The 12,517-nt window shown below is 71.3% G+C and carries 14 protein-coding genes; 3 read left to right on the plus strand and 11 right to left on the minus strand.

What is annotated here, in order from left to right:
* Nucleotides 1-29: 29 nt before the first annotated feature.
* Nucleotides 30-1,115, minus strand: a complete 1,086-nt coding sequence (locus tag AQJ54_RS27920; RefSeq protein WP_062028806.1) for a prephenate dehydrogenase — start codon at nt 1,113-1,115, stop codon at nt 30-32.
* Complete coding sequence (gene aroH / locus AQJ54_RS27925) at nt 1,112-1,474, minus strand: chorismate mutase (RefSeq protein WP_020139420.1); 363 nt, start codon at nt 1,472-1,474, stop codon at nt 1,112-1,114. The genes AQJ54_RS27920 and aroH overlap by 4 nt, the downstream gene beginning before the upstream one ends.
* Nucleotides 1,475-1,704: 230 nt before the next feature.
* On the opposite strand from aroH, the gene AQJ54_RS27930 reads away from it, so the two are divergent.
* The 3 genes from AQJ54_RS27930 to AQJ54_RS27940 all read left to right on the plus strand — a co-directional run bounded on the left by AQJ54_RS27930 (nt 1,705) and on the right by AQJ54_RS27940 (nt 3,616).
* Nucleotides 1,705-2,379 carry a hypothetical protein gene (locus tag AQJ54_RS27930; RefSeq protein WP_062241823.1) on the plus strand — a complete coding sequence of 225 codons (675 nt, stop codon included), beginning with the start codon at nt 1,705-1,707 and terminating at the stop codon, nt 2,377-2,379.
* A gap of 245 nt (nt 2,380-2,624) precedes the next feature.
* Nucleotides 2,625-3,206 (plus strand): DUF6529 family protein, encoded by a 582-nt coding sequence (locus AQJ54_RS27935; RefSeq protein ID WP_062028809.1) that lies wholly within the window; start codon nt 2,625-2,627, stop codon nt 3,204-3,206.
* Nucleotides 3,203-3,616, plus strand: a complete 414-nt coding sequence (locus AQJ54_RS27940; protein ID WP_062241825.1) for a Rieske (2Fe-2S) protein — start codon at nt 3,203-3,205, stop codon at nt 3,614-3,616. The genes AQJ54_RS27935 and AQJ54_RS27940 overlap by 4 nt, the downstream gene beginning before the upstream one ends.
* A gap of 11 nt (nt 3,617-3,627) precedes the next feature.
* Here the strand turns inward: AQJ54_RS27940 and AQJ54_RS27945 are convergent, their stop codons facing one another.
* The 9 genes from AQJ54_RS27945 to ald form a co-directional block, all read right to left on the minus strand.
* A complete protein-coding gene (locus tag AQJ54_RS27945) occupies nt 3,628-4,644 on the minus strand; it encodes an ADP-ribosylglycohydrolase family protein (protein ID WP_062028812.1) in 1,017 nt (338 codons plus the stop codon).
* A complete protein-coding gene (locus AQJ54_RS27950; protein WP_062241827.1) occupies nt 4,641-5,357 on the minus strand; it encodes an NUDIX hydrolase in 717 nt (238 codons plus the stop codon). Before AQJ54_RS27950 ends, AQJ54_RS27945 begins: the two co-directional genes overlap by 4 nt.
* Before the next feature lie 78 nt (nt 5,358-5,435).
* Nucleotides 5,436-5,969, minus strand: a complete 534-nt coding sequence (locus AQJ54_RS27955; protein ID WP_062241902.1) for a maleylpyruvate isomerase family mycothiol-dependent enzyme — start codon at nt 5,967-5,969, stop codon at nt 5,436-5,438.
* A 253-nt stretch (nt 5,970-6,222) separates the two neighbouring features.
* A complete protein-coding gene (locus AQJ54_RS27960; RefSeq protein ID WP_062241829.1) occupies nt 6,223-7,386 on the minus strand; it encodes a pseudouridine synthase in 1,164 nt (387 codons plus the stop codon).
* Entirely contained in the window at nt 7,386-8,039 is a 654-nt protein-coding gene (gene scpB / locus AQJ54_RS27965; RefSeq protein ID WP_020139428.1) for an SMC-Scp complex subunit ScpB, read from the minus strand. The genes AQJ54_RS27960 and scpB overlap by 1 nt, the downstream gene beginning before the upstream one ends.
* Nucleotides 8,036-9,175: a segregation and condensation protein A gene (locus AQJ54_RS27970; RefSeq protein WP_107121148.1), complete on the minus strand. Its 1,140-nt coding sequence runs from the start codon at nt 9,173-9,175 to the stop codon at nt 8,036-8,038. Before AQJ54_RS27970 ends, scpB begins: the two co-directional genes overlap by 4 nt.
* Nucleotides 9,176-9,193: 18 nt before the next feature.
* Nucleotides 9,194-9,763, minus strand: coding sequence for a hypothetical protein (locus AQJ54_RS27975; RefSeq protein WP_078852097.1), 570 nt, complete (start codon nt 9,761-9,763; stop codon nt 9,194-9,196).
* Nucleotides 9,748-10,878, minus strand: coding sequence for a ParA family protein (locus AQJ54_RS27980; RefSeq protein ID WP_020117888.1), 1,131 nt, complete (start codon nt 10,876-10,878; stop codon nt 9,748-9,750). The genes AQJ54_RS27975 and AQJ54_RS27980 overlap by 16 nt, the downstream gene beginning before the upstream one ends.
* A 421-nt stretch (nt 10,879-11,299) precedes the next feature.
* Nucleotides 11,300-12,415, minus strand: coding sequence for an alanine dehydrogenase (gene ald, locus AQJ54_RS27985; protein ID WP_107121156.1), 1,116 nt, complete (start codon nt 12,413-12,415; stop codon nt 11,300-11,302).
* Nucleotides 12,416-12,517: the final 102 nt, after the last annotated feature.

A 12,517-nucleotide genomic window follows, 5' to 3' on the forward strand; every position in this document is an offset into this window, starting at 1 on the left:
CGGACCGGCCACACGGACCGCCGCGCCGCTCACCGCCGGATCGCCCAGCCCCGTTCCCGCAGCGAGGCACTGAGCACGGGTGCCGCCTGCGGCTCCACCATCAGCTGCACCAGACCGGCCTGCTGCCCCGTCGCGTGCTCGATCCGCACGTCCTCGATGTTCACGCCCGCCCGGCCGGCGTCCGCGAAGATCCGGGCCAGCTGCCCCGGCTGGTCGTCGATGAGCACGGCCACGACCTCGTACACCCGCGGGGCGGACCCGTGCTTGCCCGGCACTCGCACCTGGCCGGCGTTCCCGCGTCGCAGCATGTCCTCGATCCCGGACGTGCCGTCGATCCGCTTGGCCTCGTCGGCGGACTGGAGCGCCCGCAGCGCCCGCACCGTCTCCTCCAGGTCCCCGGCGACATCGGTGAGCAGGTCGGCCACCGGCCCCGGGTTCGCGGAGAGGATGTCGATCCACATACCGGGGTCGGACGCGGCGATCCGGGTCACGTCCCGGATGCCCTGACCGCACAGCCGTACGGCGGCCTCCTCGGCGTGCTCCAGGCGCGCGGCGACCATGCTGGACACCAGATGGGGCATGTGCGAGACGAGCGCCACGGCCCGGTCGTGGGCGTCGGCGTCCATGACGACCGGCACCGCACGGCAGTGCGAGACCAGTTCCAGCGCGAGGTTGAGCACCTCCGTGTCGGAGTCCCTGGTCGGGGTGAGGACCCAGGGCCGGCCCTCGAAGAGGTCCGCCGAGGCGGCCAGCGGCCCGGACTTCTCCCGCCCGGACATCGGATGCGTACCGATGTACGAGGACAGGTCGAGCCCCAGCGCCTCCAGTTCCCGGCGCGGCCCGCCCTTGACGCTGGCCACGTCGATGTAGCCGCGGGCGACGCCGCGCCGCATGGCACCGGCGAGCACCTCGGCCACGTGCGCGGGCGGCGCGGCGACGATCGCGAGGTCGACCGGCCCCTCGGGCACCTCGTCGGTGCCGGCGCCGAGCGCGGCAGCCGTACGGGCCTGCTCGGGGTCGTGGTCGGCGAGGTGCACGGTGACGCCCCGCGCCACCAGCGCCAGGGCGGCGGACGTGCCGATGAGTCCGGTCCCGACGACGAGCGCGGTCCTCACTGCGCGATGTCCTTGCGGAGGGCGGCCGCGGCGCCGAGGTAGACGTGCGCGATGTCGGCGCGGGCGCGGTCGGACTCTATGTGCGCGAGCACCCGGACCACCCGGGGCATGGCGCCCTCGATGTCGAGCTCCTGGGCGCAGATCAGCGGGACGTCCACGATGCCGAGCTTGCGGGCCGCGGCAGCCGGGAAGTCGCTGTGCAGATCGGGCGTGGCCGTGAACCAGATGCTGATCAGGTCGTCCGCGGTCAGCTCGTTCCGCTCCATGATGGCGGTGAGCAGCGCCCCGACCTGCTCGTCCATGTGGCCGGCCTCGTCCTGTTCGAGTTGGACGGCGCCCCGGACCGCTCGTACCGCCACGGCGTTGCTCCTTGCTGCTGTGATCCCGGCTCTGTGCACGACCAGCCTAGTCAGCCCGCGCCGACGGGGTGCTCGGCGCCCGCCCCGTGAGACGGCCGCACGGACCAGGTCAATGTCACCCGAATGTCCCGGTTCCGCTACTTGGGGTGAAACACGCCCGTGCGCCCCTGGACGCGGGCCCCCTGGTCCGCTCTCATGGCAGGAAACCTGCCTCGGGGGAGGCCCCTGACATGAAGCGTTCCGGACCGCTGCTGACTCTGCTCGCGGGACTGCTGCTCGGCCTGTTCATGCTCTCGCTCAACGCCACGACGGGAGAGAAGCCCACGTCGTCGTACGTGAAGCCGCCGTCGACCGGCAAACCCAGCACCAAGGCGTCACCGAGCACCCCACCGGCACGGACGTCCGCGCCGCCGAGCCCGTCTCCGGCCCGGACGCCGGTGCCCGAGGGCGTCTACACGGGCCGTACCGACGACGACTCCTCCGCGGTCGCGATCACGGTCCGCGGCGACAAGGCGATCGCGTACGTCTGCGACGGCCGCAACATCGAATCGTGGCTCCAAGGCTCCGTGAAGGACGACGGCAGCCTGCGCCTGACCGGCAAGGGCGGCGCGAGCCTGGAGGGCCGGGCCAAGGAGGCCAAGGCGATCCGCGGCACCGCCAGGGTCGGCAGCGGCAGCTACCCCTTCACGATCAAGAAGTCCAAGAAGTCGTCCGGTCTCTACCGGGCGAACAGCACGGTCGCCGGCGCGAAAATCGAGGGCGGCTGGATCGTGCTCCCGGACGGGAAGCAGGTCGGCATCCTCAGGCGCGACGGCAAGCCCTCCCCCGCACCCGCGATCGACCCGGAGACCGGCGCGGTGACGGTCGACGGACAGCAGCTCACGGCCCGTCCGGTAACCCCCTGACCCTAGGGCCTGTCCGGCGGATCATGCCGGCGTCGCGGGGCTGGGCACGCCCGTCTGCCGCGTTGTCGTCACTCGCCGACTCCCCCACGCTCGAACAACCTCACGCGGGAGGGGCCCCCATCGCGTCGACTCCCTCCTCCGCCTTGCAGCCAGACGCACCCAGCCCCGCTCACCTGCACCGAGCAGCACCGTTTCTTGCAGCCGGCCTGATCCGCCGGACAGACCCTAGCCCGAGGGAGCCGATCATGCCCGTCGACCCGAACGCGGCCACCCAGAGCTGGCCCGCACCCGAACCCGAGCGCGGCCCGAGCCCGGTCCGCTATCTGATCCCGGCCCTGGTCGCCGCAGCGGTGGCGGTCGGCCTCGGCGCCTACGGCAAGGTCCACGACCCGACGGGGACGGCCTTCAACCTCGCCGGCTTCAGCAGCACCGGCGCGGTGAAGTCATGGCTCGCGACGGCCGCGTTCTTCTTCGCGCTCGTCCAGCTCGTCTCGGCCCTGATGCTGTACGGCAGGCTGCCGGGCCCACGCTGGTCGGGCACCCTGCACCGCTGGTCCGGCCGGGTGGCCTTCCTGCTCGCGGTGCCGGTCGCGGTGCACTGTCTGTACGCGTTCGGCTTCCAGTCCTACGAATCACGCGTTCTGTGGCACTCCCTCCTGGGTTGCTTCTTCTTCGGGGTCTTCAGTGCCAAGATGCTGCTGCTCCGCTGGGAGCGACTTCCCGGATGGCTGCTGCCGATCGTCGGCGGGCTCGTCTTCACCGCGCTCACGATCCTCTGGCTGACCTCCGCCCTCTGGTTCTTCCGCACCTTCGGAGTCACGACATGACGCACAGCCCGACGCGGCGCACGGTCCTTCTCGCGACGGGCGGCGCCGCACTGACCGCCGGCTGCAGCGAGTACGGCAGCGGGAACGACGACTCCGGCTCCAGCTCGGTGGAGGCGGGCGCCGGCACCGAGGTGGCGAAGACGAGCGAGATCCCGGTCGGCGGCGGCAAGATCTTCAAGGATCAGAAGGTGGTCGTCACCCAGCCGAAGAAGGGCGAGTTCAAGGCCTTCTCCGACATCTGCACCCACCAGGGCTGCCAGGTGTCCAGCGTCTCCGACGGCACCATCAACTGCCCCTGCCATGGCAGCAAGTTCAACATCACGGACGGTTCGGTGGCGAATCCACCCGCCAACCAGCCGCTGCCGGAGAAGCAGATCAAGGTCACCGGCGACTCGATCCAACTGGCCTAGGCGGCCCGGGACTAGGCGTCCCAGAGCGCCCCGAGGGTCACCAGCTCGCTGCCGTACTCGATCCGGTCGGCCCACTCCACGGGCCAGGCGTCGGCTCCCAGATGGGCGCCCGCGAACGCACCCGTCAGGCAGGCGATGGAGTCGGAGTCGCCGGAGCTGCACGCGGCCCGCCGCAGGGCCGTCAGCGGCTCCTCGGGGAACTGGAGGAAGCACAACAGCCCGGTCGCCAGGGCCTCTTCGGCGATCCAGCCCGCCCCGGTGGCCAGGCAGGGGTCGTCCTCGGGCGAGGCGGTGCGCACGGCGTCGTCGAGCCGGTCGAGAACGGCCAGGCACTCGTCCCAGCCGCGCGCCATGAACTGCCCGGACGTCGGGTCCTGGCTGCGCGTCCACAGGTCCCCGAGCCAACGCTCGTGGTACTGGCCCCGGTTCACCAGGGCGTACGACCGCAGCAGCCCGACCAGTTCGCCCGGCTCGGCGCCCTGCGCGAGCAGCCGTACGGCACGCGCGGTGAGGTCGGAGGCGGCGAGGGCGGTGGGGTGCCCGTGGGTGAGCGCGGCCTGCAACTGGGCCGCGCCCGCGCGCTGTTCGTCGCTCAGTCCGGGGACGAGCCCGACGGGCGCGACCCGCATGTTGGCCCCGCAGCCCTTGGAGCCGATCTGGCTGGCGTCCTGCCAGGGCAGCTCAGGGCGCTCCAGGAGGTCGCAGGCCCGCAGGCAGGTGTTGCCGGGGGCGCGGTTGTTCTCAGGGGAGCGGTTCCACGCGATGAACTCCCGGCGGACCGACTCCGCCAGCTCGGGCCCGAGCACCCCCCGGTCCATCGCCGCCCGCAGCCCCCTGCCCACCGCCAGCGTCATCTGGGTGTCGTCGCTGACGACGGCCGGAGTGATGAGCTCCATCTCCCGCCACGGCCCGCACTTGGCGAGGATCGACCGCACGTCGTTGAACTCGGTCGGGAAGCCGAGGGCGTCCCCGAGGGCGAGGCCGACGAGGGTTCCGGTGGCGGCGCGTTTGGTCAGGATCGTGGTCATGCGGGGCGTCCTTCCGGGGACGGTCGGAGGAGAGGGGGGTGCAGGGCGGTGGCGGGTCCCGCGCGGTAGAGCGCGGCCGGTTTGCCACGGCCGCCGGTGAGCCGCGCGGCACCGGGCACGGCTTCGACGAAGCCCGGTGTGGCGAGCACCTTGCGGCGGAAGTTGGGCCGGTCGAGGGTGGTGCCCCAGACCGTCTCGTACACCTGCTGGAGCTCGCCGAGGGTGAACTCGGGCGGGCAGAAGGCGGTGGCGAGGCAGGTGTACTCGAGCTTGGCGCCGACGCGTTCATGGGCGTCGGCCAGGATGCGGTCGTGGTCGAAGGCGAGCGGCCGCGCCCTGTCGTACGGCACCCAGCGGGCGTCGGCCGCGTCGCTGCCACCGTGCGGTTCGGGCGGGTCGGGCAGCAGGGCAGCGAAGGCGACGGAGACGACCCGCATCCGGGGGTCGCGGCCGGGCTCGCTGTAGGTCCGCAGCTGTTCCAGGTGCAGTCCGGAGAGGTCCGACAGACCGGTCTCCTCGGCGAGTTCACGCCGGGCCGCGGTCTCCGCGGACTCGTCCGGATGCACGAACCCGCCGGGCAGCGCCCAGTGCCCGGCGTACGGCTCCTGCCCCCGCTCCACGAGCAGTGCGTGCAGAGCGCCTTCGGTGACGGTGAGGACGGCGAGGTCGACGGTGACGGCGAAGGGTTCGTAGGCGTACTTGTCGTAGTCCACGCGCGCCCACCCCCTTTATGGTCGGCATGACTAATAGTCACTACGACTATAAAGAGCGGGCGGGCTCTCCACAAGCCCTCAGGGGCGCCTGCCCAGAAAGGACAGCAGCCGGGTCCCGGCCTGCACGCGGGGCGGCACGGTGACCGGAGCGGCGAACCGCACGCCCCGGTCCTCCTCCCCCACCACGCACTGCGCGACGGGGAGCAGTTCGGCCGCGAGGTCCTCCGGAACGGGCCGCGACAGTCCGCAGGCCCGGGCCACGTCCCACCCGTGCACGGTGATCTCGACGGCACCGACCGCGGCCATCACCCGCACGTCCAGCGGCCGTTCACCGACCAGGACGTCCTCGGGCGGCCCGGCCGCCCAGGCGCCGAGCACGGCACACGCGCGTGTGCGGAAGCCGCAGACCCGGTCGGCGTGCGGGAGCAGCCCGATGCTCCCGCCGGTCAGCCCCTCGTACAGCGCGTCCAGGGAGTCGTCGAGATGCCCCAGCAGCTCGCCCAGGTTCCAGTCGGCGCACGGTGTGTCCGACCCCGGGCAGACGCTTCGCGCCCCCGCCACGCTGCCCAGCGCGTAGGCGAGCGAACGCTCCAGCAGTTCCCCCGCGCTCACGACTGCACCTCCGCCGAGCCGCCCGAACAGCCCCACAACGGCCTCAGAGGGTTTTCCCGGCCCTCCGATCGTCCTGCCGGCCGCGAAGGCCGCACACGGCCCTCCAGCCGTGCCGGACGCACCTCGTCGCAGATCTCGGCCCTCATGTCCATCCCCACTCCCTCCGTCACCCGTACAGACCGGGCGGAAGGCCAAAACGCATCGGCCGGTCCCGGAGTTCACCGGAACCGGCCGCACGCGCGTGAGGGCGGGCCTACAGGTCGACTTCCTTCATCAGCATGCCGACCTCGGTGTTGGACAGCCGCCGCAGCCAGCCCGACTTCTGGTCGCCCAGGGTGATGGGGCCGAAGGCGACCCGCACCAGCTTGTCGACCGGGAAGCCGGCCTCGGCGAGCATGCGGCGCACGATGTGCTTGCGTCCCTCGTGGAGGGTGACCTCGACGAGGTAGTTCTTGCCGGTCTGCTCCACGACCCGGAAGTGGTCCGCGCGCGCGTAGCCGTCCTCCAGCTGGATGCCGTCCTTGAGCTGCTTGCCCAGGTCGCGCGGGATCGGGCCCACGATGTGCGCGAGGTAGACCTTCTTCACGCCGTACTTGGGGTGGGTCAGCCGGTGGGCCAGCTCGCCGTGGTTGGTGAGCAGGATGACGCCCTCGGTCTCGGTGTCCAGCCGCCCGACGTGGAAGAGCCGGGTCTCACGGTTGGTGACGTAGTCGCCGAGGCACTGCCGGCCCTCGTTGTCCTCCATCGTGGAGACGACACCGGCGGGCTTGTTCAGCGAGAAGAACTGGTACGACTGCGTCGCCACGGTCAGGCCGTCGACCTTGACCTCGTCCTTCTCGGGGTCGACCCGCTTGCCCTGTTCCAGGACGATCTCGCCGTTGACCTCGACCCGCGCCTGCTCGATCAGCTCCTCGCAGGCCCGCCGCGAACCGTAGCCCGCGCGCGCGAGGATCTTCTGGAGCCGCTCGCCCTCCTGCTCGGCGCCCGGGAAGGTCTTCGGGAGCTTCACGTCCTTCTTGCCGGCGTACCGCTCCCGGTTGCGCTCCTCGGCACGGGCGTCGTACTCACGGGAGGTCGCGGGCGCCCAACGGCCCCGCCCGGTGCCCGGGGACTGCCTCGGGCCGCCCTTGGCACCGCCGCGCGCCGAGGCGCCGCGCCCGGACTTGGGGCCCTCCGGGGAGGCGCCGGGGCCCACGTCGTAGCGCCGCTCCTCGGGGCGGGGCTTCTTCGGCCGGCCGCCCTGCTTGTCGTCGCGGTCGTTCCCGGCGCCGCGGTAGTTCCCGCGCCCCCCGGTGCTCCCGCCGCGACCGCCGCCGGCGCCGCCGCGACCACCGCTGTTCCCACCGCGGCCGCCGCTGTTGCCACCACGGCTCCCGCCGTTGTTTCCGCTGCTGTTCCTGCCGCTGCTGCTTCGCATCAAAGTTCCGTCTTGTCGTCTGCGTCCCCGGTGTCCGGGGCGTCCGGATCGAACGACGGTACGCCTTCCTGGGTCTCGGCCTCGATCGCCTCCGCCTCCGGGAGGAAGGGCGCGAGCTCCGGGAGCTCGTCCAGACCGCGCAGGCCCATCCGCTCCAGGAAGTAGTTCGTCGTCACGTACAGGATCGCACCTGTTTCGGGTTCCGTGCCCGCCTCCGCCACCAGGCCCCGCTGGAGAAGGGTGCGCATCACACCGTCGCAGTTCACTCCGCGCACCGCGGAGACCCGGCTGCGGCTGACCGGCTGGCGGTACGCGACCACCGCCAGCGTCTCCAGCGCGGCCTGGGTGAGCCGGGCCTGCTGGCCGTCCAGGACGAACCGCTCCACGGCCGGGGCGTACGCGGCCCTGCTGTAGAACCGCCAGCCGTTCGCGACGTGCCGCAGCTCGAAGCCGCGACCCTGGGCGGCGTACTCGCCGGCCAGTTCCCTGAGTGCCCTGGTGACCTGCCGCCTGGGCCGCTCCAGGATCTTGGCCAGGTGCTCCTCGGTCGCGGGTTCGTCCACGACCATCAGGACGGCCTCCAGGGCCGGCTTGAGGTCCAGTTCGGCGACGGCCGACAGCCCCGCCGGCACCTCGGTGGTGTCCTCGCTCACGCCTTCTCCTCCTTGGGCGGCTCGGGCGGCCGGTCGAACTCGTCGGTCACCACGGGCTCGGCGTCCCCCTCGCCACCCGTCCACCGCACGACGAGCTCCCCGAGCGCGGTCTCCTGGTCCAGTGCCACGGCCTTCTCCCGGTACAGCTCCAACAGGGCCAGGAAGCGCGCCACGACGGTCAGGGTGCCGTCGGCATCCTCCACCAGCAGCCGGAAGCTGGCCTCACCGAGTTCCTTCAGTCGCGCGACCACGATCCCGGCCTGCTCCTGGACGCTCACCAGGGGCGCGTGGATGTGGTCGACGTACACCTGCGGCTTGGGCTTGGGCTGCATCGCCTTCACGGCGAGCTTCGCGAACCCCTCGCCGCCGATGCTGATGACGACCTCGGGCAGCAGTTCGGCGTGGTGCGGCTCGAGGCCGACGGTACGGGGGTAGCGGCGGGCCTCCTCGTCGAGCCGCCCGTTGAAGATGTCGGCGATCTGTTTGTACGCGCGGTACTGCAACAGCCGCGCGAAGAGCAGGTCCCGGGCCTCCAGGAGCGCGAGGTCGGCCTCGTCCTCGACCTCGGCGGCGGGCAGCAGCCGGGCGGCCTTGAGGTCGAGGAGCGTGGCGGCGACGACGAGGAACTCGGTCGTCTCGTCCAGGTCCCAGTCCGGTCCCATGGCCCGGATGTACGCCATGAACTCGTCGGTGACCTTGGAGAGCGCCACTTCGGTGACGTCCAGCTTGTGCTTGGAGATCAGCTGGAGGAGGAGGTCGAAGGGCCCCTCGAAGTTGGCGAGCCGCACCTTGAAGACGCCGTCGGAGGTTTCCTCCTCCTGGGGCGCGGGGGCTTCGGGCTCAGGGGCGGCCTCCGGCGCCGCGACGGCCTCGGGCGCAGTGACCGTCTCGGTCCCGGAGAAGGCCCCGGCCTCCAGCTCGGGCTCGAGCACAACCACCGGCTCGACCCCAGGCCCTGGGTCCGGGACGGCCTCGGGCTCCGGTACGGTGCCAGACTCCGTGACCTCGATCTCCGGCTCGTCCGGGACCTGCGTCGCGCCTGCCTCCGGCGCAACCCGCGGAGCGCCCGGCCCCCGCCCCAGCGCGCGCCGCCGCCCGCCGGGACCGGCACCGGAAGAAACGTCGTTCGAGGTCATAGCCCCCGCAGGCTACCGCTACCGCCCACGCAACCGGCGTACGAGGATGCTCGCGTCCCCGCGGGACTCCAGATCGGCCAGCACCACGGCGACCGCCTCGCGGACGATGCGCCCCCGGTCCACCGCCAGTCCGTGCTCACCGCGGAGCACGAGGCGTGCGTGCTCCAGGTCCATCAGTTCCTCGGCGGACACGTACACGGTGATCTTCTCGTCGTGCCGCTCCCGCCCGCTCGGCCGCCGCGAGGGCGACCGGCCCCGCTTGCCCCGGGGCTGCCCGGCATCGGAGGCAGAACCTTCCTGCGCCCCTCGGCCGCGCGCGGAGCGCTCCGCGGCCCGGCTGCGGGACTCGCCCTCCTCGGAGCCGTCGGCGTCGGCCGCCACATGCTCGGCCCCGTCGCCGTCACCGCCCTGCGCGGGCACGGAGTGCGGCGCGTCCTCGGACGCGGCGACCCCGTCGGACTCCCCCGCGGGAGCCGGTACCCGGGCCTCGCCGTTGGCCCCCCGCCGGGGAGTGGACGCCTGGAGCGCCATTCCCCCTGTCGTACGGAACAGTTCGTCGGCCCCCGGCAGACTCACTCGGCGTGACACCGGGCGAGCACCTCCCTGGCGAGCTGACGGTAGGCGGCGGCGCCGACGGAGTTGGAGGCGTACGTGGTGATCGGCTCACCGGCGACCGTGGTCTCCGGGAAGCGGACCGTGCGCCCGATGACCGTGTGGTAGACGTGGTCGTCGAAGGCCTCGACCACGCGGGCCAGGACCTCGCGGCTGTGGACCGTGCGCGAGTCGTACATGGTCGCGAGGATCCCGTCGAGCTCCAGCTCCGGGTTGAGCCGCTCCTGGACCTTCTCGATGGTCTCCGTCAGCAGGGCGACACCACGCAGCGCGAAGAACTCGCACTCCAGAGGCACTATCACCTTGTGCGCGGCCGTCAGGGCGTTGACCGTGAGCAGGCCGAGCGAGGGCTGACAGTCGATCACGATGTAGTCGTAGTCGGCCATGAGCGGCTTGAGGGCACGCTGCAATGTCGACTCGCGGGCCACCTCGGAGACCAGCTGGACCTCCGCCGCCGACAAGTCGATATTGCTCGGCAGCAGGTCCATGTTGGGGACCGCGGTCTTGAGCAGGACCTCGTCGGCCGCCATGCCCCGCTCCATGAGCAGGTTGTAGACGGTGAGGTCGAGCTCCATCGGGTTGACACCGAGACCCACCGACAGCGCGCCCTGCGGGTCGAAGTCCACGAGCAGCACCCGCCGGCCGTACTCCGCGAGCGCGGCACCCAGGTTGATGGTCGACGTCGTCTTGCCCACGCCGCCCTTCTGGTTGCACATCGCGATGATCTTCGCGGGGCCGTGGTCGGTCAGCGGGCCCGGGATCGGGAAGTACGGCAGCGGGCGTCCGGTCGGGCCCACGCGCTCACGGCGCTGGCGGGCCGCGTCGGGCGCGAGCGTGGCCGCGTACTCCGGATCCGGCTCGTACTCGGCGTCGGGGTCGTAGAAGTGCCCCTCGGGCAGTTCGTCGTAGTCGGCGAAGTGGTTGTGGGGCGCGCCACTTCCGTCGCCGGCCATGGCGTTCACGTGATGGCCATCCATGCTCTGGTGTGCTGTCCGCACGGTCTGCGGACGACTCTGGTGGGCTGCGAAGGTGCGCACCGCGACGGAGCCGACAGCCTCGAACCCTGCCGGGCTCTGGGCCCCGGCAGGCATTCCTGGTTGACCACCCCCGGGAGAAAATGTCGACTCATTCACAAGTCGTCTTACCTCCTTGGTGACCAGGAAACTTCTAGACAAGGTCAGCGTGGCACCATGCCGACGGTTGGCGACTCTATGGCGTGTCGGGTGTTCACAGCAACACAATCCGCCGGACCCGGCAGGATGTGTCGGCAATGAAACATCCCGCTGTCAAGGGCGTACGGCAGTCGCACGGCAGGTTTCGCCGGTGTACGAATCGGTTCAACGGTTACGTTCGACGCGAGTTGACCGAGAGTCGCAAAGTGACCATACACACATCTGGCCGGACCTTGTGGGCAAGGTCCGGCCGCATGTGCCTCGTTGACGCGCCTTGTTGACGTATCGCCTTTACGAAAAGGTGACTTAGCTCTCCGCCGACCGCGTGACGACCCCGGGGTCAGCCGAGCAGGGTCTCGAGCTCCACGTGCTCCAGTCCGTGCGCCTCCGCGACCTCGCGGTAAACGACCTTGCCGTCATGGGTGTTGAGGCCCTTGGCGAGCGCGGGGTCGCGGCGCAGCGCCTCCACCCAGCCGCGGTCGGCGAGTTCGACGATGTAGGGCAGCGTGGCGTTGGTGAGCGCGTAGGTCGAGGTGTTGGGCACCGCGCCGGGCATGTTGGCGACGCAGTAGAAGACCGAGTCGTGGACCTGGAAGGTCGGTTCGGCGTGGGTGGTCGGGCGGGAGTCCTCGAAGCAGCCGCCCTGGTCGATCGCGATGTCGACAAGGACACTTCCGGGCTTCATCCGGGACACCAGCTCGTTGGTGACCAGCTTCGGGGCCTTGGCACCCGGGATGAGCACCGCGCCGATGACGAGGTCGGCGTCCAGGACGGCCTTCTCCAGCTCGAAGGCGTTGGACATGATCGCCCGGACCTTGGTGCCGAAGACCTTGTCGGCCTCGCGCAGCTTGTTGATGTCGCGGTCGAGCAGCGTGACGTGGAAGCCCATGCCGACGGCGATCTGCGTGGCGTTCCAGCCGGAGACACCGCCGCCGATGACGACGGCCCGCGCGGGCTGGGTGCCGGGGACGCCGCCGGGCAGGACACCGCGGCCGCCGACCGAGCGCATCAGGTGGTAGGCGCCGACCTGCGGGGCCAGCCGGCCCGCGACCTCGGACATCGGGGCGAGCAGCGGGAGCGCGCGGGAGGGCAGCTCGACCGTCTCGTAGGCGATCGCGGTGGTGCCGGACTCGATGAGCGCGTCGGTGCACTCCTTGGAGGCGGCCAGGTGCAGGTAGGTGAAGAGCGTCTGGTCCTTGCGCAGCCGGTGGTACTCCTCGGCCACGGGCTCCTTGACCTTCAGCAGCAGGTCGGCGGTGGCCCACACCTCGTCGGCGGTGTCGAGGATCTGGGCGCCCTCGGCGACGTACTCCTCGTCCGGGATCGAGGAGCCGATGCCGGCGCCGCGCTCGATGACCACCTGGTGGCCGTGGCGCACCAGCTCGTGCACACCGGCGGGGGTGATGGCCACCCGGAACTCGTTGTTCTTGACCTCGCGGGGGATGCCGACCTTCACGTGGATCACGGTCCTTGGCTCAGAGTGTGTGGGGCAATACAACACATACCCGGGCATGCATGAGCACACCAGGAGACACCGCAGGAGAAGGTGCGGCAGAGC

Source organism: Streptomyces griseorubiginosus (genome assembly GCF_001514195.1).
Taxonomy (GTDB): Bacteria; Actinomycetota; Actinomycetes; order Streptomycetales; family Streptomycetaceae; genus Streptomyces; species Streptomyces griseorubiginosus.